At 56.7% G+C, this 25,006-nt stretch carries 24 protein-coding genes, 1 tRNA gene and 1 pseudogene; 12 read left to right on the forward strand and 14 right to left on the reverse strand.

Going from position 1 to position 25,006, the window contains the following annotated elements; translation table 11 throughout:
- Positions 1-124: 124 nt before the first annotated feature.
- Positions 125-1,267: a UDP-galactopyranose mutase gene (gene glf, locus HMPREF9241_RS05070; protein ID WP_006681209.1), complete on the reverse strand. Its 1,143-nt coding sequence runs from the start codon at positions 1,265-1,267 to the stop codon at positions 125-127.
- Positions 1,268-1,417: 150 nt separating this feature from the next.
- Positions 1,418-2,434, reverse strand: coding sequence for a glycosyltransferase (locus HMPREF9241_RS05075; protein ID WP_040318559.1), 1,017 nt, complete (start codon positions 2,432-2,434; stop codon positions 1,418-1,420).
- Positions 2,435-2,634: 200 nt separating this feature from the next.
- On the opposite strand from HMPREF9241_RS05075, the gene HMPREF9241_RS05080 reads away from it, so the two are divergent.
- From HMPREF9241_RS05080 to HMPREF9241_RS05095, 4 genes are all read left to right on the forward strand, one after another.
- Entirely contained in the window at positions 2,635-3,579 is a 945-nt protein-coding gene (locus HMPREF9241_RS05080) for a ketopantoate reductase family protein (RefSeq protein WP_006681211.1), read from the forward strand.
- A gap of 69 nt (positions 3,580-3,648) precedes the next feature.
- Positions 3,649-4,479, forward strand: a complete 831-nt coding sequence (locus HMPREF9241_RS05085) for an HAD family hydrolase (RefSeq protein WP_006681212.1) — start codon at positions 3,649-3,651, stop codon at positions 4,477-4,479.
- 169 nt (positions 4,480-4,648) lie between these two features.
- Positions 4,649-4,879, forward strand: coding sequence for a PTS sugar transporter subunit IIB (locus tag HMPREF9241_RS05090; protein WP_006681213.1), 231 nt, complete (start codon positions 4,649-4,651; stop codon positions 4,877-4,879).
- 137 nt (positions 4,880-5,016) lie between these two features.
- Positions 5,017-5,547, forward strand: a complete 531-nt coding sequence (locus HMPREF9241_RS05095) for a PTS sugar transporter subunit IIA (protein ID WP_006681214.1) — start codon at positions 5,017-5,019, stop codon at positions 5,545-5,547.
- 137 nt (positions 5,548-5,684) lie between these two features.
- Here HMPREF9241_RS05095 and malQ read toward each other — a convergent pair whose 3' ends face one another.
- Both malQ and HMPREF9241_RS05105 read right to left on the reverse strand, forming a co-directional pair.
- The gene (gene malQ, locus HMPREF9241_RS05100) at positions 5,685-7,841 is read right to left on the reverse strand and encodes a 4-alpha-glucanotransferase (protein ID WP_006681215.1); all 2,157 of its coding nucleotides are present in this window, start codon (positions 7,839-7,841) and stop codon (positions 5,685-5,687) included.
- Between the two features lie 92 nt (positions 7,842-7,933).
- Positions 7,934-8,188: a PTS sugar transporter subunit IIB gene (locus HMPREF9241_RS05105; RefSeq protein ID WP_006681216.1), complete on the reverse strand. Its 255-nt coding sequence runs from the start codon at positions 8,186-8,188 to the stop codon at positions 7,934-7,936.
- 220 nt (positions 8,189-8,408) lie between these two features.
- Here HMPREF9241_RS05105 and HMPREF9241_RS05110 point away from each other — a divergent pair, with 220 nt between their 5' ends.
- The 3 genes from HMPREF9241_RS05110 (at position 8,409) to HMPREF9241_RS05130 (ending at position 11,765) form a co-directional block, all read left to right on the forward strand.
- Positions 8,409-9,368: an acyl-CoA thioesterase gene (locus tag HMPREF9241_RS05110; RefSeq protein ID WP_040318560.1), complete on the forward strand. Its 960-nt coding sequence runs from the start codon at positions 8,409-8,411 to the stop codon at positions 9,366-9,368.
- A 1,126-nt stretch (positions 9,369-10,494) separates the two neighbouring features.
- Entirely contained in the window at positions 10,495-10,995 is a 501-nt protein-coding gene (locus tag HMPREF9241_RS05125; RefSeq protein ID WP_006681219.1) for an integrase core domain-containing protein, read from the forward strand.
- Positions 10,996-11,243: 248 nt separating this feature from the next.
- On the forward strand, positions 11,244-11,765 hold the full coding sequence (locus HMPREF9241_RS05130; protein ID WP_006681220.1) for a methyltransferase family protein: 522 nt from the start codon (positions 11,244-11,246) through the stop codon (positions 11,763-11,765).
- On the opposite strand, the pseudogene HMPREF9241_RS09070 reads toward HMPREF9241_RS05130, so the two are convergent.
- The 5 genes and pseudogenes from HMPREF9241_RS09070 to orn all read right to left on the reverse strand — a co-directional run.
- Positions 11,735-12,058 (reverse strand): annotated as a pseudogene (locus HMPREF9241_RS09070) (terminase TerL endonuclease subunit); the annotation flags it as partial. The gene HMPREF9241_RS05130 and the pseudogene HMPREF9241_RS09070 sit on opposite strands and share 31 nt — an antisense overlap.
- A complete protein-coding gene (locus HMPREF9241_RS05140) occupies positions 12,058-12,993 on the reverse strand; it encodes a nucleoside hydrolase (protein WP_006681222.1) in 936 nt (311 codons plus the stop codon). The pseudogene HMPREF9241_RS09070 and the gene HMPREF9241_RS05140, both read right to left, overlap by 1 nt.
- A 111-nt stretch (positions 12,994-13,104) precedes the next feature.
- Positions 13,105-14,787, reverse strand: coding sequence for an energy-dependent translational throttle protein EttA (gene ettA / locus HMPREF9241_RS05145; RefSeq protein WP_006681223.1), 1,683 nt, complete (start codon positions 14,785-14,787; stop codon positions 13,105-13,107).
- Between the two features lie 141 nt (positions 14,788-14,928).
- A complete protein-coding gene (locus HMPREF9241_RS08780) occupies positions 14,929-15,657 on the reverse strand; it encodes a single-stranded DNA-binding protein (protein WP_006681224.1) in 729 nt (242 codons plus the stop codon).
- Positions 15,658-15,850: 193 nt separating this feature from the next.
- Positions 15,851-16,477, reverse strand: a complete 627-nt coding sequence (gene orn, locus HMPREF9241_RS05155; RefSeq protein WP_257878405.1) for an oligoribonuclease — start codon at positions 16,475-16,477, stop codon at positions 15,851-15,853.
- A 299-nt stretch (positions 16,478-16,776) separates the two neighbouring features.
- On the opposite strand from orn, the gene ilvA reads away from it, so the two are divergent.
- The gene (gene ilvA / locus HMPREF9241_RS05160) at positions 16,777-18,078 is read left to right on the forward strand and encodes a threonine ammonia-lyase IlvA (protein ID WP_006681226.1); all 1,302 of its coding nucleotides are present in this window, start codon (positions 16,777-16,779) and stop codon (positions 18,076-18,078) included.
- A 97-nt stretch (positions 18,079-18,175) separates the two neighbouring features.
- On the opposite strand, the gene HMPREF9241_RS05165 is transcribed toward ilvA, so the two are convergent.
- From HMPREF9241_RS05165 to rpmF, 5 genes are all read right to left on the reverse strand, one after another.
- Positions 18,176-18,607 (reverse strand): winged helix-turn-helix domain-containing protein, encoded by a 432-nt coding sequence (locus HMPREF9241_RS05165; RefSeq protein WP_006681227.1) that lies wholly within the window; start codon positions 18,605-18,607, stop codon positions 18,176-18,178.
- Positions 18,608-18,920: 313 nt separating this feature from the next.
- Positions 18,921-18,993: transfer RNA gene (locus tag HMPREF9241_RS05170), tRNA-Arg, on the reverse strand.
- Positions 18,994-19,233: 240 nt separating this feature from the next.
- Complete coding sequence (locus HMPREF9241_RS05175; protein WP_006681228.1) at positions 19,234-19,524, reverse strand: putative quinol monooxygenase; 291 nt, start codon at positions 19,522-19,524, stop codon at positions 19,234-19,236.
- Between the two features lie 84 nt (positions 19,525-19,608).
- Entirely contained in the window at positions 19,609-20,817 is a 1,209-nt protein-coding gene (locus tag HMPREF9241_RS05180; protein ID WP_006681229.1) for a cation:proton antiporter, read from the reverse strand.
- A 343-nt stretch (positions 20,818-21,160) separates the two neighbouring features.
- Positions 21,161-21,331, reverse strand: coding sequence for a 50S ribosomal protein L32 (rpmF, locus tag HMPREF9241_RS05185; protein ID WP_006681230.1), 171 nt, complete (start codon positions 21,329-21,331; stop codon positions 21,161-21,163).
- A gap of 276 nt (positions 21,332-21,607) precedes the next feature.
- Between rpmF and HMPREF9241_RS05190 the strand changes: the two genes are divergently transcribed.
- From HMPREF9241_RS05190 to HMPREF9241_RS05205, 4 genes are all read left to right on the forward strand, one after another.
- Positions 21,608-22,249, forward strand: coding sequence for an IMPACT family protein (locus HMPREF9241_RS05190; RefSeq protein WP_006681231.1), 642 nt, complete (start codon positions 21,608-21,610; stop codon positions 22,247-22,249).
- Positions 22,250-22,500: 251 nt separating this feature from the next.
- Positions 22,501-23,433, forward strand: a complete 933-nt coding sequence (cysK, locus tag HMPREF9241_RS05195) for a cysteine synthase A (RefSeq protein WP_006681232.1) — start codon at positions 22,501-22,503, stop codon at positions 23,431-23,433.
- 181 nt (positions 23,434-23,614) lie between these two features.
- On the forward strand, positions 23,615-24,223 hold the full coding sequence (gene cysE, locus HMPREF9241_RS05200; RefSeq protein WP_006681233.1) for a serine O-acetyltransferase: 609 nt from the start codon (positions 23,615-23,617) through the stop codon (positions 24,221-24,223).
- Between the two features lie 177 nt (positions 24,224-24,400).
- Complete coding sequence (locus tag HMPREF9241_RS05205; RefSeq protein WP_006681234.1) at positions 24,401-24,892, forward strand: GNAT family N-acetyltransferase; 492 nt, start codon at positions 24,401-24,403, stop codon at positions 24,890-24,892.
- Positions 24,893-25,006: the final 114 nt, after the last annotated feature.

A 25,006-nucleotide genomic window follows, 5' to 3' on the forward strand; every position in this document is an offset into this window, starting at 1 on the left:
ACGCATAAAGTGCCGGCAAAATGTCCACCAGATAGACACCTAGGCGCACATTGGTCGCTTAAACGTTTGACAGGATCTTCGTCGCCTTCGCCTCAGGGCTGAAGTCGGACTTGGCGTACACGCCTTACCAGCGCGAAACAACCTCATCAAAACGGGTCAAAGCCGACGCAATCGCCATATGCATATCGAGGTACTGATACGAGCCAAGTCGCCCGCCAAACAGAACCTTGTCCTCCTGCGTCGCAAGCTCGCGGTAGGTAGCCAGAGTCTGCCTGTCGGTCGGCGCTGAAACCGGGTAGTACGGCTCGTCATCAATAGTGGCGAAGCGCGAGAACTCGCGCATAATCACTGTGTTCGTCGCACCCGTCCGGTCACGTTCAGGATGCAGGTGAGCAAACTCGTGGATGCGCGTGTAGGCAACGGTTTCATCGGCGTAATTCATCACCGAACACCCCTGGTAGTCAGCGGTATTGACGACTTCGGTCTCAAAATCAAGGGTTCGCCACTTCAGCTCGCCTGCCTGGTAATTGAAGTAGCGATCAATTGCACCCGTGTACACAACACCGGTTTGACCAACCGTGCGCTCTTTGGAGAATTCGTGTGAATCATCGAAGAAATCGGTGTTTGTCTTCACTGTGATGCGTGGATGATCAGCCAGCCGGGTCAGCCATGCTCCGTAGCCGTCGACGGGAAGCCCCTCGTAGGTGTCGCGGAAATAGTGGTTGTCGTAGGTAAAACGAACGGGAAGACGCGAAATGATTGCAGGATCCAGATCCTTCGGATCCATCTGCCACTGCTTCGCGGTGTATCCCCTAATAAACGCCTCATAGAGCGGGCGACCGATCAGGCTGATCGCCTTTTCTTCCAGATTCTCAGGAGTTTTACCACCGAGCTCTGACGCCTGCTCTTCCACAAGCGCTCGAGCAGCGTCTGGCCCGTAGGCCGCATTGAAGAACTGATTGATCGTCCCTAGGTTGATCGGCATCGGGTAAACAACGCCCTGATGGTTTGTGTAGACGCGATGCTGGTAATCGTTGAACGCCGTAAAGCGATTGACGTAATCCCAGACGCGTTCATTTGACGTGTGAAACAGGTGCGTCCCGTATCGGTGCACTTCAACACCAGTTTCAGGATCAACTGATGACCATGCGTTGCCACCGATGTGCTCACGGCGTTCGACGACAGTCACGTTCATACCGCGAAGTTCGGCTGCCTGACGCGCAAGCGTGAGTCCGAAGAATCCGGAGCCAACAACGACAAGATCCATACAACCGGTCCTTTCACACAGGCAAGAGCACGTGTGTCAACCGCGCACGCCCACAATGCAGATTCCCCCCAGTTTAGTGGCAAGAACGCAGTCTTCCGGCCAACAGCACGTTGTCAGAGCACAAAGAACGACCAGAACGGGCAAGCCCGGTCAGTTAAAGCCAATGAGCGCTCGGACAATCCCATAGCCTTTTCGCAGAACCCATTCATTCTTCATGCGAATCGCTCGCCCCAGAAGATCGGACTCAACACGTTTGGCCGCGACGGGATTTACGTCTTCAAGGTCCTTCCACAGCTGGTCTTTCATCGCCAGGTGCTCGTCAGTTCCCGACAGAACAGCCATGATTGTGCAGACCACGCAGTTAATGCGCAGGTAGTGGATCATGTAGTTATAGAGGTTGGCCGGAACCGTGTCCGGGTCCGGAATAGCCTTCACCATCTCACGATTGACGCGCATCAGTTGATCCAAGCGCGAAATCATCACGGGCTCGTTGACCGACTGGTCGTCGCGACCAATGAAGTAGCGGTACAGGTCGACGTCAAGGTAGCGGATCGTGCGAATCAGCGGGAACGTCGTGTGGGAGTAAATGAAGTCAACGTAAAACGTGTGCTCGGGCATGACCAGACCGGACTGACGGACAAGTTCGGTGCGCATGGTCAGCGAGTGCATCATCAGGTACTGCGTGTAACGGCACTTACGAACGTCTTCCCAGCCAATTGTGCGTCCCTGTGGCAGGACGTTGCGGTAGCGGACAATCAGCTTGTGCGCTTTGCCCTGCTTTTCGTAGACGTAGTTAGTGACCAGAAGATCCAGTTCACGCCCGTTCGCACGTTCTTCACGAAGAACGTCAAGCACCTTGTTCATTGCCGCGCGATCAACCCAGTCGTCAGAATCGACGACGCGAACGTGTGTGCCCGTGGCAACTTTCAAACCGGCATTGACTGCGCCACCATGGCCTTTATTTTCCTGGTGGATAGCCCGCACGCAGGTCGGATACTTTGAAGCCCACCGATCAGCAAGCGCACCGGTGTTGTCTTTTGAGCCGTCGTTGACGATCAATACTTCCACTTCATCGTTGTAGTCAACGAGGGTCGCAAGCGCCCGATCCAGATAGTCCTGCGAGTTGTACGAGGGAACGATGACAGACAGCAACGGCTGGGCGGACATGAGCTTTCCTTGATCGATGTCAGGCGGGTATGCATTAAGCATAGTCGTTGAAGCGTTACGCATATCGCGCCCCCTATCAGACGCAGGTGCCTGGGAAGAGATGCGTGGCCTCGTACATAAATCACCATTGCCGAGTGTTAACAGTTGAGAATTTTTCGCAAACCGGTGACGCGCACCCGCAAACGTGCCACTATCGAAGCATGAAGATCGCAATTATTGGTTCCGGCGGCGTGGGCGGCTACCACGCAGGTGCTCTCATGGATGCGGGCGCCGAGGTTCATATCGTCACCACTCCCCGTCACGTCGCAGCAATCAGCGACAGGGGCTTGATCGTGCACACCGAATCCAGTTCGCGCACCTACCACCCCGCATCGGTGACCACCGACGGCACGGGCGTAGGCGTCTGCGACCTGGTGATGATCACCGTCAAGCTCACTCACTTCGAAGAACCGCTGGAAAACTGCCAGCAGATGATCGGCCCGGACACGCTGGTCCTGACCTTCCAGAACGGTGTCGTTGCGCCCGACATGGTGGCAAAACGCTTCGGAGCAGAGCACGCACTACCGTGCGTCACCTTCATCGTTGCCTTCATCGACGGCCCGGGCGAGGTCCGTCAGATCGGCGCCCGACCAAAGATGCTCATCGGCAGTGCACCAATTGGCTTGGACGGAACGTACCCGATCCTCGAAGAATTCAAGGACGCACTGCTTGCCAACGGCGTTGATGCGCACATGTCCCCCACGATCGCACACGACCTCTGGTACAAGTACGCGGTCATCTGCACCATGGGTGGCGTGAACGTTCTGGCAAACGCGACCGTCGGCGAAATACGCTCCTTCGACGAAACCCACGCTCTCTGGACAAAGTCCGTGAAAGAGGTCCAGTCGGTCGCGCGCGCCAGCGGCGTTGATTTGACCAACGAGGACTGCGAAAAGATCGTCGGCGAGCTGGATAGCTACCCGGAAGCCTCGACCTCGTCGATGCAACGCGACCTGATTGCAGGAAAACTGTCAGAACTGGAGTACCTGAACGGAGCTCTTGTGGCGAAAGCTGACGCTGCCGGAATTGATGTTCCGTTACAGCGCCTGATTGTGACCATCGCGCGCTTGCATGCCAAGCGTGGTCGCGTTGGTCTAGCTTCCTAGCCCTCCTGCACTCTTACTTCACACGGTCGTTCGAGCATCGCGTCTGAGCGACCGGATATCCTAAGGACCATGACGTCTGCTTCCTCTTCAGCCCAGTTAATCTTCCTTGACCTTGACGGAACCCTGATCGGCAAAGACCAAACGGTCCCCGAATCCGCCCGTCAAGCGTGCGAGCAAGCCGTCGAAGGCGGCCACACCCTGTTCATGTGCACGGGTCGTTCGATCCCGGAAATCTACCCCTACCTGTGGGATTTCGGTTTTTCAGGGTGCGTTGCGGGAGCGGGAAGCTACGTGCGCGTCGGCCAGGAAGTCCTGCTGGACGAACGCGTTGACCCCGCGCTGATCGAACCGATCACCGATGTGTGGCGTCAGCTTGACGGAATGTGGATCTGGCAGGGGTCGGACGCCATGCACCCCTCCGAGGGATTCATGGAGATGTTCCTTGAAACCGCCGGAATGAAGCCCCAGGATTGGGCTCCCTACGCCGAGTCCATCGCCCCCTATCTTGGCGAGGGTCTTCCGAAGTCATCAGCGAAGTGCACGGCGTACATCCCAGCAGGTAACACGACCTACCAGCAGGTTCGCTCCCTTATCCCCGACTCGATGGACGTCATCCCCGGCTCTATTCCCGCAGGTAACACTCTGGTTTTTGAGGTGACTCCAAAGGGAATCTCGAAGGGCACTGGCATTCAGCTGGCTGCTCGCCATCTTGGTTTCGACATCGCTCACACCATCGCCATCGGCGATTCCATGAATGACCTTGAAGCACTGCAGGTGGCTGGAAGGTCAGTCGCAATGGGCGGAGCCGACCCCGTAATCGTCGCAGCCGCAACGTTCGAAACCGCCACCTTGGAAGAAGACGGTTTGGCCCGCGCCTTCGAAAAGTTGGCGCTGATCTAGTGGTCGCGACCTCGTCCTTTCTGCATCTCACCCAAGGGACGAAGCCGCGCTCACCACGTGAGCATTTTCCCCACTTAATGCGCGATGAACAGGGCACATTCATCCAAAGCACGCTAAACTAAACTAAATGTGACATATGCCCTATTTGCGGTGTTTTGAGGAGGCCCACATGAGTCAGGCAGCAGACATCCTTTCAGCCCTCGGTGGCTGGGACAACATTAAGACGATCGAAGCGTGCATCACTCGTATCCGCGCAGAGGTCACGGATGAAGACAAGATCGACGAAAAAGCCCTCTCTGACGCGGGCGCATTCGGTGTTGTCACCGTCGCAAACTCGGTGCAGGTCGTCATGGGCCCCGAAACCGAAACCATCGTCGAGGAAATCGAAAAGCTCAAGTGACCCACGCGATTATCGAAGCTGGCATCATCGCAACAATGATTGCGGTTCACTGCGCACAGTTCGTTCCTTCTTTGGCGCGAACCCGCACCACGCGGTGACCGCGCACCTCATTCGTTGAAGATCACGCATCTACTTCCATGACGTTCACGATCTACGCACCACTTTCCGGCACGGTCGAAGCTCTTTCCGCCGTGCCGGATCCTGTGTTTTCTCAAGAGATTATTGGGCCTGGTTTCGCTATTGTGCCCGAGAGCGAAGGCGCGGGTGCAACCATTGATGTTGCTGACGTGGGTGCGAGCACGAGCGATGCTGGCGCGAGTGCTGACTCGCTCTCTATCGCGAACGCTCCAATTTCGGGGACAGTTCATTCGCTTCACCCGCACGCTTTTGCGATCAAGCATCGGTCGGGCACAGGAATCTTGGTTCACCTTGGTATCGATACAGTGAACTTGAAGGGTGAAGGGTTCACCGTCCACGCTTCTAAGGGCGATGCGGTGAAAGCCGGCTCACCTTTAATCACGTGGGACCGTAGCATTGCGCGCCGTGCTGGCCTTGCCGTGATTGTTCCCGTCATCGCTCTGCGCCCCGATGTGTCCATGAAATTGCTGGTCAAGCCGGGTACTTTCGTTCGAGCCGGCGTTGCAATCGCCGAGTGCTGGGAGCTCTAGCACTTTTCCGGTGGCACCACCTACACCTCACGCGACACAACCACGCCCTCAGACACTAAACCGTCGCATCAGGTGTAGCCCGTGCACGCAAACCGGTCACTCTCTCAAAACCAGCCAGCGAAAACCCAACCAGTCCCCTACTTTCGAGCGCGCACCGATGCCGTAAGAACGGTGAACAGGGAGTTCAAACGCTCATTGGCCGGAAGGTCGTCAATGTAAACCTCAACACCGTCAGCATCACAGAGCGGAACACGCCAGTTCGGATATTCCTTGTCAGTGCCGGGAAGATTCTGCGGACGCCTGTCCCCCACCGCATCCACCAACGATGCCACGACCAGCTGAGATGAGGTCTGCGCAACATACGCATGCAAGGCTTCAACGATCTCACGCTCTGACGGGGATGCGGATTCAAGCAACCCGTATTCACGAAGTCGAGCCAACACCTGTTCACGTTCAAGACGATCAGCGGCTCGCACGGATTCGACATCCTCGACCAGCAGACCAAGCTCGTCACGCAAAGTGGTCTGCACACCAGCCAAGTATCCGGCAGTCGGTGGCAGGTCGTGCGTGTTCACTGCGGCAAGGCACGCGGTGCGATACGAGCCGGGGTGAAGTGGCCATCCGCCACCATCCTTCTCGAACCAGAGGATCGAGGTCCCTAGGATGCCTCGCGAACTCAGGTAGTCGCGGACCCACGGTTCAACGGTTCCGAGGTCTTCACCAATGACAACTGCTCCGGCGCGTTGCGCTTCTAGGAGCACGGTTCCGACCATGGCCTCGTGATCGTAGTACACGTAGGTGCCGTTTCCGGCACCCATGCCCGCTGGGATCCACCAGAGGCGAAAGAGGCCGAGGATGTGGTCGATACGGATGGCTCCCGCGTTGGCGAGGGCTGCGCGGACCATGTCGCGGATCGGCTTGTAGCCGGCCTGTGCCAGGGCTCGTGGCGACCATGGCGGTTCCGACCAGTCCTGTCCCTGCTGGGAGTACATGTCTGGCGGAGCACCAACAGTCATACCTTGGGCGAACACGTGGCGGTTGGACCAGGTTTCGGATCCGTGTGAGTGAACACCGACGGCAAGGTCAGCCATGATGCCGATGTCCATACCGACGTCGGTTGCGACGCGTTGCGCGTCTTGCATCTGCTGGGAGACGATCCACTGGCACCATTCCCAGAATTCGATGCGGTCTGCCAGTTCAAGGCGGGCACGGTCAGCGGACGGTGATGTTGAGGATGCGATCTCGTCGGGCAGGATGCAGGATTCGTTTGCTTCTGCCAGGGCACTCCAGAGTGCGAAGTTCGCCAGATCGCGTCCACCTTCTTCGACGAAGTGGGTGAATTGCGAGGTTCGGTGGTACGAGCGTGGAATCTGGTAGATCAGTTCGAGAGCTTTACGTTTGGTTTCCCACGTGCGATCTCGGTCGACCAGCGCATCCGCGGTATCGGTAGCGTTCGTGGCTAGGCGGAGTTCTTCGATGGATCGACGAACGTCAGGTGATGCGTCGGCGAATTCGTCGATTGCTTCGGGGCGGATGTAGATGGGGTTCAGCCAACGGCGCGAAACCGGTAGGTACGGTGAGTTTTCCATCGGCGTGATCGGGCTGGACGCATGGATGGGGTTGATGAGCAGGAAGTCTGCTCCCCTGTCGGCGCATACTGACGCGAGATCGGCAAGGTCTTCAGCGTCACCCAATCCCCACGAGCGTGCCGAACGCGTTGAGTACAGCTGTGCAGATACGCCCCAGCGTCGCTTGGCGTCAGCGAGCGGGCCATTGTCAATGTGGTTGGGCGCTACAAGCAAGGTTGCGGAGTGGACTTCTCCGCCTTCAAGCGTTGCGACGATCCGGTGCCAGCCCGGTGCCAGGTGGTCGGGTGTTTCGAAAGTTGCGCGGCCGATCAGCGCGTCACCGATTTGGCGCGGGGCGATGTAGCGGTCGAGTTGCGTGCAGTCGCCGGATGTTCCGTCTTCGCTGATCCAGGTGACGTGCACCCAGTTGCCGTGGGGGACGTGGACGGGGAAATCACGGTGTTGTCCTTGGCGTGCCACGATCGTTGGTGGCAGTGTGGCAAGCCAGAATCGGTCTTCTGTTTCCGTCAGCGCGTGGTGGATATCTCCGACCGTTGAGTCGGCGTCAACGTTGACGCCGAGTGCTTTGAGGACAGCGAGCAGAGAGTCAGCTGAAACGAATTTTTGTTGTCCGTACCAGTCCCAGAAGAAGGTTGCGACACCGTTTTTGTCGGCGAGGGCTCGTAGCGTGTCAATATCGGACGCTGCTGGCGCACTCCAGTCCACGTGTGACTCCTTTGGTTGCGGGCGTACAGCCAAGTCTATGCGTCAGTCTTGCCCTTGGGAACCGTTGGCCGGCAAAGTGGACGCGACTCTAGTTACGCTTCGTTGGCAGTGTCCCTTTTGACAACAGTTGCCATTTTTTCTGCGATGTCGTCAGATTCTGTGCCTGCGATGATTTGGACGATGTTACCGGATCGGACGACTGCTAGGACGAACGGCATGCGGAGTGCGTCTTCGTTGACGTTTGCTTGGTTGCCTACTTCGACTCGGATGCGGAGGGAGCACGGTTCGATGTCGATGATGTTGGAAGATCCACCGAGGGCGTCAACCAACGCGAGAGCCGATTCCATCCCGCTCCTTCCTTCCAAGGCATAGTCCTGTTGCGATCCGCATCACATGGTAGCCCTTTAAACGTATGATCGCAATCACTAAACACGGTCAGGCTAGTGTTTTTTGGCTGTTTTTTGCAGCTTTTCTACGTTGTCTAGTGTTGACAGTAGGCGGCTTTCTGCGCCTAGGGTAGGTGGATTGTGCGGTGGCGTGCGCGAAGTTTCAGGTGAAAATAGATACATGACTCATCCCATTGATGTTCCGCTGATTTCTACTGAGCCTGTTGCTTCTGTATTAAGGATTTTGGCTTTGGAGGAGTCTGGTCACGATCGTTTTGTTGGCCATTCGTTGCCTCAGGTGAGGCGTGTTTATGGTGGCCAGGTTGTGGCGCAGGCGTTGGTTGCTGCCGCTGCGACGATGGATGAGGGGCGTCTTCCTCATTCATTCCACACGTATTTCATGCGTGGTGGCGACCCGTCAATACCGTTTGAGCTTGAGGTTCAACGTCTTCGCGATGGGCGTTCGTTTTCTTCGCGTCGGGTTGTGTGTCGCCAGGGTGAGAAAGAGATTCTGGCGTTGCAGGCGTCGTACGAAAAGAACGAGGCTGGCTTGGCTTTCACGTCTGACTCCCCTGCCGTGACACCGCCGGAAGAGCTTTCGAGCGCTTTGGAGATTTTTCGGGCGATGGATCATCCGGTTGGGCGTTTTTTGGGGAAAACAACGGCATTTGATGTGCGCCATGTTCAGCAGTCGCTGTATACGAAGTCGGATGAGTCGTTGGCCAGTCGCCAGCAGTTATGGATGAAGCCTCGTGCCGAGGTGCCTGCTGAGGCGAGCCAGCATGTTCATCGCGCTTTGTTGGCGTATGTGATTGATCAGGTGATGTTGGAGCCTGCGATGCGTGCGTTGGGGTTGTCTTGGATGACTCCTGGCATGTCGGCTGCGTCGTTGGATCATGCGATGTGGTTCCACCGCGATGTGGATATTAATGAATGGTTGTTGTTCGATGGGACGTGTTCAAATGTGAATTCGTCGCGTACGTTGGTTCGTTATCAGGTGTTTACGCGTAATGGGACGCTGGTCGCTGAGGCTGAACAGCAGGGGATGTTGCGCGTTCCTGGGAATGGGCAGGCTGGTTCTGGGCGCTGGGGTTTCGGTGTGGATCCAAAGACCGGTCAGTTGCGTGCTGGTATGGCGTAGTTGTGTTGGCGTAGGTGCGGGACGGTTTGGCGTTGTGGAACGCAAACAACCTCAGTTGCCGCAGCTATAGGTAGTGCGGAGTCACCGCTGGCAACTCTGCACTACCTATTGGGGATCGAGTGAGGCTCAGTCTTCGTAGCAACGCTTGCCTCCACGGGCGAGTACTTCATGCCCTCCTCCAACACGGCGATCTTGTTGCCGTTTCTCGAAACCCGAAGCTCGTCATCTCGGGGTTAGTTTCATCATGCAACAGCCGGTATAAGGGGTGTTCGAGGGCTTTTCCTTGTCGCCACCGTCCTTGTAACGGTATACGTGCAGTGGTAGTGGAGTGTCCTTGGTTTTTGGGTCCAGGTGACTTGAGTGTTGTCCATTGATGTCCCGCCACTAGGTGGGGAGAATGGAGCAATGGTGAAAAAGTTCAGTAAGCACACGCCCGAACAAATTGTTCGTAAGCTCAACAAATCACGGGAGTTGAGGGAATCAGGATTGGCGACGGCTCAGATCCTCACAGATCCCAGCACTCACTAAGAACTACTCGATTCAATTGTGCTGAGAGGGTGGTGAAAGACTCATCGAAGTGAGTGCGTCCGGCGTTGACCCGGATCTCGTTCTCGAACGAGTAGCCCCACAGAGTGCAGACTAGGGTATCAAGAGACCTCCGAGAAGAACTCTCGTGTCCGAACCCAAAGTTCATGCGTTGGGCGCCCTATCGTGACTACCGAATACTCACACAGACGGATCAACTAATTTGGCTGCCACAGGTCTCTGGTTAGCGCGATCCTGGCCAAGCCCAGTCATCAGACATTCCTTGTAGACGAGTCGCAGTCTACGGTACCTAGAAGAAGAATCCCTGGCGCGCCGCCTTGCCACGATCAATATCTCGTTGAACTTTCATCAAAGCTTCACGCTCTTCGGGCGGAGCTTCATGCATTCTCTTGTCAATTCTCCTTCGCAGAGAGAAATGCCACCAAATGGCAAATCCAACTAGCACGAGAACCGCGAGCACAATCCATTCAGCGATAGTCATATTTTAGTATCTCACAAGGTTCCCCCTCCCCCGCACAGCAAGGATTCGGCGTTGAAGCATCCCGGGTTTTGTTCCGAGGTTTTTGTGAGAGGATTTCGCATGCCAAGGAACTATATAAAAGTTTTTGGGGAGCGGGATGTCAGGCTTGTTGAGGATCGTCTGCGGGATAATCTGGGAGTGTCTGAAACCCGCGAACACGTCGCTTTCATAGTTGCTAGGAAGCTTGATGCTGCTTCGGTGATTGAACTGCTCGACCTTGCCTGCCTCGAGCATGGTGGACGTCCCAGGGTGATCCGGATGGATAACGGCCCCGAATTCATCTCTCACGCACTGCAAGAGTGGGCAACCGAGGATGGGACATTCCAAGCGTTTATCCCGCCCGGTCAGCCATGGCATAACGGGTTCGTTGAATCGTTCCACAACCGGATGAGAGACGAGCTGTTAGAGGACAACAGTATCGAGAACCTGGAACACGCTCGCCCGCTCGTAAATCTGCGGTCACGACGTTACAAAGACTTCCATCCGCATTCCTCGCTGGGCTACCTCAGCCCACGACAATATGCGGAACAATGGAGACAAGAAAACACGGTCAACGCTTAAACCACGTGGACCTAATCCTTAGGCCACTCCAGTAGCCCGGCTATCGCCTCAGCCAAGATCCGTACGTAGCCATAGACAGCAGTCATCTGCATCGCGAAACGTTCTGTCACCAGACGCCCAGCAGATGTCGGCCCAAATAGAAACGAATAGAACGGCGTTATATGGTGGTTTTTAGCTTCGCACGCTTTGGGACGTAGCCAGTTTTTAGACCCATATAAGTTCCTTCCTGGATATGCGAAAATATCTCTATGAACACGGCCGGCACTTCGCATCTTCCCGTGCTAGGGGTAGGGCCTATCTATGTATCGGCTATTTTCGCGCTCACGGTCACGGCGAGCATTCTCAGCTATTTAGGTCTCGCATCAAACGGCGCTATCGCTAACGCGTGGATACGAATACTCATGATTGCAGCAGGCCTGCTCGTGATTGCGGAGGCCGTAATTGTGTGGTGTGCGGCGGTCTTTGGCTCTCACATGGTCCAAAGTGTCAAGACCGGCAAGCTCATGACCAGTGGGATTTACGCATGGGTGCGCCACCCCGTTTACGCAGCCTTTTTGCTGTTGAACTGCGGTCTCTTGCTCGTGCAAGCAAACTGGTGGCTGCTAGCCCTACCAGTGATTTATTGGGTAGGCCTGAGCGTCTTGATGAAACACACCGAAGAGCGCTGGCTAGAAAACAAATTCGGTGACGAATACACCCGCTATGCCACCCGCGTTAACCGCATCCTTCCCTGGCCACCTCATAGCACCAAAAGTCCCCGCAAATCATAAACTGAGCTCGCCTCTGGGGTGTTGCCGCATCTTATTGCCCGATTTAAGGCCATGATGGTAGCGACGACTCCATCGATCTTCTCGGCGGATTTTTGTTTGTCGGGTTTGATGTTTCCTGCTGGGTCAGTACGCACATGAATGTTATCGACCATCCAAGCCAGCACTGGGTGCCCGCCATGGGTTAGCTTGCCCTCTAAGGCAAGTTTCATGAGTTCCTTCGACGGTGGGGACATGTCTTTGAAGCCTTGCCCAAACGGCACCACCGTGAAACCAGCATCCTCAAGGCGGGCACTCAGTAAAACCTCACCAGCTGTTGAACCAAGCGCCCTGCAAGCTCGTCTTCAAGTTCGAATACGGCGCGGACGTTGCCCGACGGGTCGAGGCGTTCGATTGTTTGGCCTCGTCCTTCACCATCGGTGGTATCGACGCTGACTCGCATCTGTTCGCTCCGCTTGGCACTCGACATTCTGCTGGCGAGCGCCACTGTCATCGGATCGTGGAGCGCGCATGAACGCCGACCGAAGACGTCCGTGTAGAAGTCGAAGTACAGGTTGAGGATCTCGCCGAGCGCGCTGACGAAGGGGTGCGAGTGTTCCAGTAGCGCTCGTCGATGTTCTTCGAACATCGGGTATTGCATCGTCACATCAAGAGGAACCAAGGTAATCGGCCATTTGGCATCAAAGACCCGCTGCGCCGCTTCGGGATCGTTCGCGATATTGGCCTCTGCGACAGGCGAAACATTTCCGGGCACGCGTAGTGCGCCACCCATGATGACAAGCTCTTTCACGAGCTGTGGCAACGCCGGCTCCAATTCAATCGCGTGCGCAAGGTTCGTCAGCGGTCCGACAGCAATAACAACGAGGCTACCCGTATACTCGCTCGCGAGATCGATCAGAAGCTCGGCCGCACTCCTCGTATCAGCGGCTTGGGTCGACGCGGGAAGTTCGACGTTGCCAACGCCATTTTCCCCATGGATATGGGGCACTCCCCCGTCATAAGGGTGGGTAAGGAAGTCGTGTGCACCAGTCGCGACTGGTATCCCCGATCGTCCCGCTAAAGCAAGAAGATCAAGCGTGTTTCGCGTTGCCTGTTCGGCATCAGTATTCCCAGAAACGCACCCAACGCCGACGAGCTTCAGGCTGGGGTTGGCAAGACAGAGGGCCAATGCCAGCGCATCATCGATTCCCGTATCGCAGTCCAAGAACACTGGTGTTTGAGTTGGGATCATTTGTCTTTCCTTGCCTCTTACGTTCCCCTAACGGGCCCCTGATGTGACCACGATATAACGAAGTGGAGCGTAGCCAATCGGCTACGCTCCACTTCCTGGGCTCTACGATTCTCAGTCGCGCGTCAGCTTACGGTGCGTGACGCGATGCGGGTTCGCCGCATCCTGACCAAGGCGTTCGATCTTGTTCTTCTCATAGGACTCGAAGTTTCCCTCGTACCAGTACCACTGAGCCGGATCCTCTTCGGTACCTTCCCACGCAAGAATGTGAGTGGCCACGCGGTCGAGGAACCAACGGTCGTGGGTGACGACCACGGCGCAACCGGGGAACTGCAGAAGAGCATTTTCCAGTGAGCCGAGGGTTTCGACGTCCAAGTCGTTGGTCGGCTCGTCAAGGAGCAACAGGTTACCGCCCTGCTTGAGCGTCAGTGCCAGGTTCAGGCGGTTGCGCTCACCACCGGACAGAACACCAGCAGGCTTCTGCTGATCCGGCCCTTTGAAGCCAAACGCGGACACGTAGGCGCGTGACGGCATTTCAACGTTTCCGACCTGGATGTAGTCGAGTCCGTCAGAGACGACCTCCCAGAGGGTCTTATCCGGATCGATGCCTGCGCGAGTCTGGTCAACGTAAGAGATCTTGACGGTTTCACCGATATTCAGTTCGCCACCGTCAAGAGGCTCCAGGCCAACGATGGTCTTGAACAGGGTCGTCTTACCAACACCATTCGGGCCAATGACGCCGACAATGCCGTTACGCGGCAGGGAGAACGACAGTCCATCGATCAGCGTGCGATCGCCGAAGCCCTTTTGTAGGTTGGTTGCTTCGATGACGATTGAGCCCAAGCGCGGGCCTGGCGGAATCTGAATTTCTTCGAAGTCGAGCTTACGAGTGCGCTCCGCTTCGGCAGCCATTTCCTCGTAGCGTTCCAGACGAGCCTTCGACTTCGCCTGACGGCCCTTCGGGTTCGAACGAACCCATTCAAGTTCCTCCTTCAGGCGCTTGGCAAGCTTCGCGTCCTTCTGTCCTTGAACCTGCAGACGCTTTTCCTTCGTCTCCAGGTAGGTCGAGTAGTTGCCCTCGTACGGGTAGAGGTGCCCACGGTCAACTTCAGCGATCCAGCCTGCAACGTGGTCAAGGAAGTAACGGTCGTGGGTAACCGCGATAACGGCACCAGCGTAGGTGGACAGGTGCTTTTCCAGCCAGAGCACGGACTCGGCATCCAGGTGGTTCGTCGGTTCGTCAAGCAGTAGCAGATCGGGAGCCTCGATCAGCAGGCGACACAGTGCTACGCGACGACGCTCGCCACCGGACAGGACGTTGACGGGCTGGTCTGCCGGCGGGCAACGCAACGCGTCCATTGCCTGCTCAAGTTGGGAATCAATATCCCAAGCGTTCGTAGCATCGAGTGCGTCCTGGAGCTTGCCCATTTCTTCCATCAGAGCATCGAAATCCGCATCCGGATTCGCCATCTCTTCAGAAATCTTGTTGAAACGATCGAGCTTCGCAAACGTATCTGCCGCACCCATACGAACGTTCTCAATCACGGTCTTCGTATCATCAAGCTTCGGTTCCTGCTCAAGGATGCCGACGCTGTAACCCGGGGTCAGGCGAGCTTCGCCATTACTCGGTTCGTCAAGGCCTGCCATAATCTTCAAGATCGAGGACTTACCGGCACCGTTCGGACCGACCATACCGATCTTCGCGCCCGGGAAGAACGACATAGACACGTCATCGAGGATTACCTTATCCCCGTGCGCCTTACGCGCTTTAATCATCTGGTAGATGTACTCAGCCACTGGTCTCCATCCAACATGTGGGTGTGCATGACAGTAAAACTGTCCGTTTATCCCCTCCATGCTAAGCCACACCCACGCTGAACCCCACACGACTGCTGAGAATTACAGCGTGGGCGTGACCACGTCCACGACCTCGCGAGCTTATTTATCCTCTGGGCACTTGTCCTTGGGATAAGTGAAGTTCCCTTTCGTCTTCACCTTCGCCTGATCAACACGTCGATTCTTCCCCACCGTTGTCTTCAGAGTCGACGATTGCTCTTGTCCGCACGACCCATCGCAGGCTTCATCGCCACATTCTGGGCCTGTCAATGGTGCGGTATCACCTTCGCTTTCCTCACCAATAGCGTTCAACGCAGTTAAAGGAGAGTCTTCAAAACTTGCTCCCAAAGGGTCAGAGACCCCACCCCCGGAGCTCATCCTCACGTTGGCCCCAGAAACGTCAGACGTTGAAGTAAGCGTGGCCACGGCCTCGTCCCTCGAAGAAAGAACAGAACCGCCCTCTGAAGGCGAAGGCATATTCTTGGTCCATGTACTCCTTCCGCTGGTCAAGTCATGCCCGATCGCTTGAGCGTTAATGACCACTTCAGAGCGAATATTTCCGTCAGAATCCTTCCACGCATTCGCGCGAGGGCGCCCCGTCACAATCACGGGCTCGCCCTTCGCCAATGAATGCAGGGCATTATCGGCAAGCCGATCCCACGCATGAACCGAATACCACTGAGTACGCCCCTGCGTCAGAACCCCGTCAGCAGACGCGAACCAGTGTGTGACCGCCAAGCGGAAACGGATCGTCACGTGGTTGTTCGCAGTCTTCGATACACGCAAGTCTGTGCCAATACGGCCTCGCAAAGTAATCGTCGTGTCGCTCATCAGTGTCTCCTTCATCCTCGCTATTGAGCTGACACGATGAGCTTGAAACTCAATTGGCGAGGGCGCTCATACATCCCTCGCCAATTGTGGATAAGTGGCACATGAGCGAAATTGTGGATAACTCCTATCCGCAACCGTCCCTGCTTTGCAATAACGCGACCGCAATGCTGGCGCGAAACCGAGTTAACGCAGATCAGGCACCAATACGTGGAATCTCAAGAGCCAGAGTTTCCTTCAGCGCTTGAGCCGCAGCCTCGGAAGAAACACGGTGAGACGGGAACAAAACGCGACGGAAATACTCAAGTTCCTGGATAGATTCCAGAATGTCCGCGAGCGCACGGTGACCACCGTGCTTGGTCGGTGCGCCGTAGAACGCGTTCGGGTACCAGCGCTTCGCCAGTTCCTTCAGGGAAGAAACGTCGATGATGCGGTAGTGAAGGTGGTCGATAACACTGGGCATATATTCCTCGAGGAACATCTTGTCCGTGCCGACCGAGTTACCGGCAAGAAGAGCTTTTCCGGGGGTAGGAACGAACTGCTTGACGTACGACAGAACCTGGTCTGTTGCTTCTTGGAGCGTCAGCCCGTTTTCAAGTTCTTTAAGCAACCCGGAGGTCGTGTGCATGTTGCGCACGAAGTCGTTCATGTGCTCCAGTGCAGCTGCTGGGGGCTTGATCAGAACGTCGATGCCTGGGTCAACTATGTTCAGGTCGCCGTCAGTGATAACGACGGCGACCTCGACCAGCGCGTCGGCTTTCACGTTGAGGCCGGTCATTTCGCAGTCGATCCATACCAATGGATCCTTCAGTTTCTTCGTCACTCGCTTATTTTACCGCGGGGTTTTGAGCCCTCTTGCGTGGGACGTGCCACCTTCGTCGCGCCCGCGCGGGGGCTCCCTCTCCCCTTTCGCACACATTGACGAGGCTCCCCTGAAGATCATTCCAATTTCGCCGTCCTCACGGGGGAGCAGAATATATCCCCACTGATGTATTTTCTCTGACCGCCACGTGATCGCCATCGAACGCAGGTAGGCAAGCGGTTTTAGACTGTATCCGTTCGCCGTACGCACCCGCGCCGGCTTGCGACCGATTCCTGGTTCCCGATCGATTGAAGGACCTGATGCGCGACACAACCGCTTCCACGTTCCACACAAATGCGACTCCTGCGGATATTGAATCCGCATCAAAGGTGTTGCGTGGCGTTGTTCACCGCACTGCGTTGGCGCGTTCTGAACGGTTGACGGACGCGATTGGTGCCCCGGTGCTGCTCAAGCGTGAAGATACGCAGAAGTGCCGTTCCTTCAAGGTTCGAGGCGCCTACGCACGTATGTCGCTATTATCTGCAGCTGAACGCGAACGTGGCGTCGTCTGCGCCTCGGCAGGTAACCATGCGCAGGGCATCGCCTATTCGTGCGCTCACCTGAAGGTTCACGGCACGATTTATCTGCCGTCGAATACTCCTCGTCAGAAGCGCAATCGTATTGCTGCGATCGGTGGTGATTGGGTCGAGCAGGTCATCGTTGATGGCACCTTCGACAAGGCAAACGCACTGGCGCAGGAAGCTGCGCGCGCGACTGGGCGCACCTACGTTCACCCCTACGATGATCCGATGACGATCGCGGGCCAGGGCACGATCGGCGTTGAGTTGCTTGAACAGATGCCTGAAAACACGGCGGCAGTCCTCGTTCCCGTCGGTGGCGGTGGATTGCTTGCTGGCATCGCGACGTGGATCCGCGCTAAGCGCCCCGAAATCAAGATCATCGGCGTCGAGCCCGAAGGGGCGGCCTCGATGCACGCTGCCCTGCATGCTGGCGAGCCAATTACGTTGGCATCGGTTGACCCGTTCGTTGACGGCACCGCTGTTGGTCGTGCGGGAGCTCTCGCCTACGACGCTACCCGCCTGTACGTCGACGATGTATTCGTTGTTCCCGAGGGCGCAGTGTGCACGGAAATGCTCGACCTCTACCAGTCCGATGGCGTCATTGCTGAGCCGGCTGGCGCCCTGGCATCGACCGCGATCCGTTCCTACCTGTCAACCCCTGAAGAGCGCGAACGCTACCTGGGTGACTCTGATGGTGCAATCATCGCGATCGTGTCCGGTGGCAATAACGACCTGACACGTTACGCCGAGGTTATGGAGCGTTCGCTTCGTCACGAGGGCTTGCGCCACTACTTCCTGGTCACGTTCCCCCAGCAACCGGGGGCTCTGCGCCTCTTCCTGCAGGATGTCCTTGGCCCGCACGACGACATCGTTCACTTCGAGTACACAAAGAAGAACAATCGAGAATCTGGGCCCGCCGTTGTTGGCATCGACATTGCGGCGAAGGATGACATCGACGGGTTGCGCCGACGCATGGCAGATTCGCCCCTGCACGTCGAAGAGCTGCATGCGGATTCGGAGATTTTCCGCCTGATCATCTGAGGCGTCACGCTAGTTCCACTTGCGAGCGCTTTCGGTAAGCATGTGGCTTTCTCTTATTCACGAGGCTGGCCACGTGTTTGCCCGGCCTCGTGGCATGTTATGCGGCCAGAGTGTGCGTGAGCGTTGCGTGGACGCGCACGCCTTCACCCGTGTTGAAGCGGTAGCCCTGGCCTCGAACAGTCGAGATCAGTCCGGGGGCCTTAGCGAGCTTCTTACGCAGGCGACGAATGTGTGCGTCAACTGTACGCGAGTCGGAGCCAAGGCCAGCGCCGTTCCAGACGGTCGAAAAAAGTTCTTCGCGTGAAACTGCGCGATCAGCGTTCAAGGCAAGGTGAGTGAGTAGCTCGCGTTCCTTTGCACAGAGGGCAATGCGGGCGCCTCGGATGGTCAGTTCCCCGCGGTCAGCGTTGAAGTCAATGCGAGCGGGAGCAAGGCGAAGGTGCGCGAGGATCTCAAGGAAATCGTCGAAAGACGTTTCGGGGGTTTCATCGACGACGGCAGAGTTTGCGGGGGTGTTGACCAGAGTCATGGTGTATCCAGGTTTCTTTGGTGCCGCTACCCAGCTTTGTTCACAAAGGGGCTTTTAAGTCACAGCGGCAGTGATTGACAGAGGTTCGAGGGCGTCAATCACATACACATTCGCTCACGCACAGTGGTGCCCTGAAGGCAGCACATTTCGTAAGCGAAGGTCGTCATGGTTGTAGTGTGCCGTATGAGTGTCGCACTTTTCCAGAAAGTGACCACATTGTGAGACTTTGTAACACGCGCTGATTCGCTCTTGACGGTGCGCCAAGATAAACAAAACCGGCCTGATCGCAGAAAAACTACGATCAGGCCGGTTGCGCCCCTGACAGGACTCGAACCTGCAACCTCGGGATTAGAAGGCCCTTGCTCTATCCATTGAGCTACAGAGGCATTGCCGGGAGCGCCCACCTCGAGCGGGCTTCGACGCGAACCAAGTTTACCGGCACCGGGCGTCAACGCCCAAAGATGTCACCACCGTGCATTCTTCGACGCAGACACAACGCATGTGTGCCCGGCCTCGTTCATCATCCATCACCGAACGCGCACGATGCACCCAACCCCAAAAGTCACCAAAGAAGAGCGCCGGAGCGGCCACCCACCCCGGCACTTTCCTCACACTCCAGTGCGCGTTCACTCCACTGCGTCAAGGAACGTTAGCTGTGACTCCGGCTCCTCGATGATCTGGTTCAAGCGATCGTTGAAGACCTTGCCGTAAGGCATATTGATGTGTGCCTCGAACGCCGCGTCATCGGCGTACTTCTCAAAGACAACGAACTTGCGTGGATTGTCAACCTCACGATGAGGCTCAAACGTCACATTCCCCGGCTCCGTGTGCACGTTGCGCGCCAGGCCGGCGATCATTTCCGCAACCTCGTCTTCGAAGCCTTCCTTGGCAGTAAAGCGAGCAATCAGAATCTTCATCGTTTCTCCTTCGATCAAGTCCACTTGGCGACCACTTCTCCGCTGGGTTTCATCCAATCGACGAGGCCGCGCTCACCTGTCATTCTATTCCGCTTCTACTAGGGCGCGGGAAGGAAAAACCTTATTTTCAAGGGAGGCAAGCAAGGGGAAGAAGAGGACCGACGCGGCGCCGGAAGCCACCAGGATTGATCCGATATCTTCGGCCATCACGCCAGCATTCACAGCCACACCCGTCACGGCAACGATGATCGGCAGACCCGTCGCACCGTAGAGACCAATCCTCGTGGCATCGCGCCATGTAGTTTTCTCGACCGTGCCAACGAAGCGTTCAATCAGCACAATGGGCAGGCCTCGAACCACCAGGATGACAGTCACGAATGCCACCAGCAACCAAGGGCGCTCAATGACGGCGCTCAGCGAAATATTCATACCCGAGGTCACGAAGAAAACCGGGATCAGGAACGAGAAGCCAATCGTCCGCAGTTCCCCTTCAATCGCACTGAAGTTCACCGGAGACAGCGCGTGGACGACGACGCCGGCGGCGAACGCGCCGAGGACAATGTCGAGGTTCAAGACAGCGGAAAGCGCCATCAGACCGGTCAGGATTGCCATGACCACGCGCATCAGCGTCTTCGACGAAGTCTGTGCACCGCGCAAGATCACGCGACCAATTTCGGGGTGGCGCAGAATGAAACGCGTCGGAATCGCAACGGAGATCAACGTTGCAACGACGAAGAATACAAGGATGACAGCAGCCCAACCTGGCGAACGCGTGCCAAGCAGAAGCGACATGGCGATAACAGGAGCGAGTTCACCAATCGCACCGTGGATCAGCACCGCTTCACCAGCAGGCTTACCCATCATTCCCGCTTCCATCAGAATCGGAAGCAACGTGCCCAGAGCTGTGGACGTAAACGCAATGGCAAGTGCGATCGCGGAGCTGTAATCACCGTTACGCAATGTGACAACAGCCAGTGCAAATGCGGCGAGGAAACAGATCAGCCACGTAATCGCAGCAACGCGACCAGGCTTGGCACGCACTTGCGAAATATTGATTTCAGTACCTGCGATCAAGAACAGAATTCCCATACCGATCTCACGTAGCAGGTGTACGGAATCCGAGACCTGAGCGATCCCCAGAACTGAGGGTCCAATGATGACACCAAGAATCAACAGCCAGACTACATCCGGAACGCGCTTACGAGTCGCAGAAGACAAGAGCGGAGCCAAGAGAGCTGCCAAAGCAATAACAAAAAGGGACACGAAATCTTGGCTGAGGTTCTCCGAGCTCATCGGGTGAAGGCTCTGCCCCGAAAGAGCTGAAACTAACGCATTATTGTGCACGTGCTTACTCTAAAAACCCTTGTGCCTTTTCCACCACTAAAAAGGCGTATCCCACATTCTTTGCGGCATCTCACTCCCGACGGTCGGGCATGTCATGCGAGGCGACAAAACCCGCCACACAGCACCTCGTACATGCCCACCCACGTCATACGAGGCGACACTTCCCTCCTCCCAGAACCCAAAACGTCGCCTCAGACGACACAAACGACAATCACACTCAGTCAGGCTCGAGAAATCGGGTACGGAAAAGGCCCGGCGCATAAGCACCGGGCCTCAACTGCAGGATCGAGGGTCAGGCCTCGACGTCCAGCAGACCGTTCTTGTATGCCTTTGCCAAACGACGCGGGATACGAACCTCACGGCCAGCAACCTTGACGGTGTTGAGCTCGGTGAGATCTGCCTTCCACGCGGAGCGGCGCGTGCGGGTGTTCGCACGGGACATCTTTCGCTTCGGAACTGCCATTGAATCGTGCCTCCCCTCTCTTCTCGGTAGTCGTATGGTCGGTTGGTGGCTCAAAAACGAGCCGCCGTCCGACGCCAGAACGTCGCGAGAAGGACCCGACCGGCCCATTCCCACCGACGGCAACCCGAAAATCGTACCATGAACGCCCGTTTTGCCCCTAGTTCGATACTCTGCCTGAGATGCGATCCTCATTACATGTTCCGCACCTCTCATGTCATCAGCTAGGTTAGAGGGCGACATCGATGGTGTAGAGGTACATGAGGAAGAGGGGTGAAAATGGGAGTCATTCATACCGTGCGGTCGGGTACTCGGATTGAAAACGAGATCGAGATTAAGCGCTCCCGTTTCATTACGACTCTCGCTCGCACCGATTCCTCCGACGAGGCACGCGCCCTGATTAATGAGGTCAAGGCCGACAATCCGCAGGCTCGCCACAATTGCTCCGCATTCCTTATTCAGGTTGATGGACGCGATCCTCATCAGCATTCGAGTGATGACGGGGAGCCCTCGGGCACTGCCGGTACGCCGATGATTGATGCGCTCCGTCTGGCTGGAGTGTGGAATGTGACCGCCGTTGTCACCAGGTATTTCGGAGGAATCCTCTTGGGTGGGGGCGGCCTCGTGCGCGCGTATTCATCGTCTGTATCCAAAGCGCTCACCCTGGCACCGAAGGCGAAACTAGTTTCGCTAGACGTGCTGGAAACTCGGGTTTCACTTGCCCAGGCTGGCAGGATTGAAGCTGAGTTAAGGAATGCGGGTGCGCAGATTCTTGGCATCGATTGGGAGAGCGAGGCCGCGATCCGAATCGGCACACTTCCTGATTCTCGCGCGTTTTTTGAGGCGCAGATCCTTGCTCTGACCTCGGGTGTTTCAAAGTTTCAGATGATGGGCACCACGAGAGTCGAAGTAGACGAATAACCCCCATTGTTTTAAGATTCAATTATGACATGCGCTGACATGACACTCACCCCGTGCGGAACTCACCGTCCGGTCACACCGCGTCACCTTCTTTCGTGTTAATTGGGCGAATGACTTTTCTGGCGCTCAGCGTCGTCATTCGCCCTGGCGCATGAACACATGCGTCGCATACCACGAAATTTTTTTCTGACTTCGCACGTTGTACTTACCGTGCACTGAATGATCAGTAGTCAAGCTTTTAGGAGACTCTCATGTCGAACATTGCTTCCAACGTTGCAGAACTCATTGGCAACACTCCCCTGGTTCGTATTAATAAGCTCGCCGGTAAAGGCGTGGACGTCGTCGCCAAAGTTGAAGCATTCAACCCTGCCTCCTCCGTCAAGGACCGCATCGCAGCATCAATCATCGACGCAGCAGAAGAATCTGGCGCCTTAAAGCCCGGTGGCACCATCATCGAAGCAACCTCCGGCAACACCGGCATAGCACTGTCAATGGTCGGCGCAGCCCGTGGCTACAAGGTCGTCATCGTCATGCCGGCCTCCATGTCCATTGAGCGCCGCATCATCGTCCGCGCATTCGGCGCAGAACTCGTTCTGACCGACCCAAAGGGCGGCGTTTCCGCAGCCGTCGCCGAAGCAGAGCGCATCCGCGACGAGCGCCCCGGCTCAATCATCGCCTCGCAGTTCACCAACCCCGCAAACCCGGCAATCCACGTTGCCACAACGGGCGAAGAAATCTGGGAAGACACCGACGGCGAAATTGACGTTTTCGTCGCAGGCGTCGGCACCGGAGGCACCATCTCCGGTGTCGCAAAGACCCTGAAGGCCAAGAACCCGAACATCAAGGTCATCGCAATTCAGCCCGCAGAATCTCCGCTTCTCACCGGTGGCTCTGCTGGCCCGCACGCAATCCAGGGTCTGATGCCGAACTTCATTCCGGACAACTACGACACTGAGATCATCGACGAGGTCATCTCTGTTGAGAGCGCCGAAGCACTGAAGTTTGCTCGCCTGGCAGCCGCTGAAGAAGGCCTGCTGGTTGGCATTTCCTCCGGCGCAGCCCTAGCCGGTGCAACCGCTGTTGCAGCTCGCCCTGAATTTGCTGGCAAGAAAATCGTGACCCTACTTCCTGACACCGGCGAGCGTTACCTCTCGACCGCTCTGTTCGAGGAATACAAGGACTGATGTGCTTCAAGCCGACAGGACGTCGACAAAGCGAGAAGCTGAAGAGAATGCGGGGCGCGGATCATCCCTCGCCCCGCATTTTCCTTAGCCCACATTGCGATTGAGCGCTGAACACGCGCGCTCAATCGTCCAACCTCGATAGGATCACTTCTGTTCACCGTTACCCCCCAAAGGAACACCCATGGCGATCAACCCGCGCCGCGCGTTCAAGCTTCTCAGGGAAGATTTACAGACAGCTCGTCATCGCGACCCAGCCGCCCAGTCAAGCGTTGAAGTTGCACTCACATATCCGGGCGTTCACGCACTGTGGGCACACCGCGTTTCGCATTCCTTGTGGATTCGAGGCGTCAAATTGCCCGCTCGCATGTTGCAGTCGGCAACGCGCGTCATGACAGGTGTTGACATTCACCCCGGCGCCCAGATTGGTCGTCGCGTCTTCATCGACCACGCGACGGGCGTTGTTATTGGCGAAACCGCCGAGGTCGGCGAAGATGTCGTCATCTTCCACGGCGTCACCCTGGGTGGCGTCGCCATGACGCCCGGTAAGCGCCACCCTACCGTCGGCAATCACGTGATGATCGGCGCCGGCGCGAAAGTTCTGGGTCCCATCGAGGTCCACGACGGCGCTAAGATCGGCGCGAACGCGGTCGTGGTCAAGGACGTTCCGTGCGGGAACGTTGCGATTGGCGTGCCCGCACGCCTAATCCCGAAGTCCTGCAACGACACGAAGGATGACGATCTGATCATCGATCCCGCTTACTTCTTAGAAGAGCCGGAACTCTACATCTGATCCCAGAGGGCCCCCTCCCGGCGTCTCATTCTGGTTCAGGGCACCGGCGCTACGCAGGTCCCCCGCCTTGTGTGTTTAGCCGGCCTCGTACCCTTATTTGCCCAGCTCAAGCGCACAAGGAGCACACCGGCCCCCAAAGTCCCACATAGTGTGACCCACACCACGTACACTTGGTTTATGGAACAGCGCACACTTCAAGCACCAGTTGATGCGTTGGCCGATGTCGAACGCCCCGAGGGTATCGAGATCGCAACGCTCACCCGTTACGACATTCCGATGCTCGCAGCCCTGACCCTGGACGCGTACGGCGAAGAAAACACACCCGAGGCCATGCTCGAGATTTCGGAAGAACTCCGCATGACCTTCGAAGGGGCATTCGGTGCGACGACCGAAGATTCTTTCGTTGGCGCATGGGATGGTGGCGCACTGATCGGCGCCATCGAAGTCGTCAGAGAATCCCCGTGGGATGACGCTCCCGACGGCCCGTTCGTCGTCGATCTTGTCGTCGCCCCGGAATACCGTCGTAAAGGCATCGCAACCGCCCTCATCGCAGAGGTCGCACGTCGTTGCCAGGATTGGGGATTCGACGGTCTGTCCTTGACGATCGATTCGCGCCACATGGGGGCCGCCAGCCTCTACGACGCGCTCGGCTTCACCGACGTCAAATAATAGGTTCGCCTACTGTGGCTTCCGCGACCGTTTCTGCCCGCCAGTTTCATGGCAGGCTGGGCGGTTATTTCACCTTGGTCATTTTCTCCGATTGACCAGGTTCAGCCCGCTTAA

It is taken from the genome of Schaalia turicensis ACS-279-V-Col4 (genome assembly GCF_000296505.1).
Lineage (GTDB): Bacteria > Actinomycetota > Actinomycetes > Actinomycetales > Actinomycetaceae > Pauljensenia > Pauljensenia turicensis_A.

Coding starts and splice junctions, on each gene's coding strand:
- cysK (WP_006681232.1), top strand. CDS start 22,501: ATGTCGAACATTGCTTCCAACGTTGCAGAACTCATTGGCAACACTCCC.
- rpmF (WP_006681230.1), bottom strand. CDS start 21,331: ATGGCAGTTCCGAAGCGAAAGATGTCCCGTGCGAACACCCGCACGCGC.
- HMPREF9241_RS05205 (WP_006681234.1), top strand. CDS start 24,401: ATGGAACAGCGCACACTTCAAGCACCAGTTGATGCGTTGGCCGATGTC.
- cysE (WP_006681233.1), top strand. CDS start 23,615: ATGGCGATCAACCCGCGCCGCGCGTTCAAGCTTCTCAGGGAAGATTTA.
- HMPREF9241_RS05125 (WP_006681219.1), top strand. CDS start 10,495: ATGCCAAGGAACTATATAAAAGTTTTTGGGGAGCGGGATGTCAGGCTT.
- HMPREF9241_RS05180 (WP_006681229.1), bottom strand. CDS start 20,817: ATGAGCTCGGAGAACCTCAGCCAAGATTTCGTGTCCCTTTTTGTTATT.
- HMPREF9241_RS08780 (WP_006681224.1), bottom strand. CDS start 15,657: ATGAGCGACACGACGATTACTTTGCGAGGCCGTATTGGCACAGACTTG.
- HMPREF9241_RS05085 (WP_006681212.1), top strand. CDS start 3,649: ATGACGTCTGCTTCCTCTTCAGCCCAGTTAATCTTCCTTGACCTTGAC.
- ilvA (WP_006681226.1), top strand. CDS start 16,777: ATGCGCGACACAACCGCTTCCACGTTCCACACAAATGCGACTCCTGCG.
- HMPREF9241_RS05140 (WP_006681222.1), bottom strand. CDS start 12,993: ATGATCCCAACTCAAACACCAGTGTTCTTGGACTGCGATACGGGAATC.
- HMPREF9241_RS05165 (WP_006681227.1), bottom strand. CDS start 18,607: ATGACTCTGGTCAACACCCCCGCAAACTCTGCCGTCGTCGATGAAACC.
- HMPREF9241_RS05130 (WP_006681220.1), top strand. CDS start 11,244: ATGAACACGGCCGGCACTTCGCATCTTCCCGTGCTAGGGGTAGGGCCT.
- HMPREF9241_RS05075 (WP_040318559.1), bottom strand. CDS start 2,434: ATGTCCGCCCAGCCGTTGCTGTCTGTCATCGTTCCCTCGTACAACTCG.
- HMPREF9241_RS05090 (WP_006681213.1), top strand. CDS start 4,649: ATGAGTCAGGCAGCAGACATCCTTTCAGCCCTCGGTGGCTGGGACAAC.
- HMPREF9241_RS05080 (WP_006681211.1), top strand. CDS start 2,635: ATGAAGATCGCAATTATTGGTTCCGGCGGCGTGGGCGGCTACCACGCA.
- HMPREF9241_RS05175 (WP_006681228.1), bottom strand. CDS start 19,524: ATGAAGATTCTGATTGCTCGCTTTACTGCCAAGGAAGGCTTCGAAGAC.
- HMPREF9241_RS05190 (WP_006681231.1), top strand. CDS start 21,608: ATGGGAGTCATTCATACCGTGCGGTCGGGTACTCGGATTGAAAACGAG.
- HMPREF9241_RS05095 (WP_006681214.1), top strand. CDS start 5,017: ATGACGTTCACGATCTACGCACCACTTTCCGGCACGGTCGAAGCTCTT.
- glf (WP_006681209.1), bottom strand. CDS start 1,267: ATGGATCTTGTCGTTGTTGGCTCCGGATTCTTCGGACTCACGCTTGCG.
- HMPREF9241_RS05110 (WP_040318560.1), top strand. CDS start 8,409: ATGACTCATCCCATTGATGTTCCGCTGATTTCTACTGAGCCTGTTGCT.
- HMPREF9241_RS05105 (WP_006681216.1), bottom strand. CDS start 8,188: ATGGAATCGGCTCTCGCGTTGGTTGACGCCCTCGGTGGATCTTCCAAC.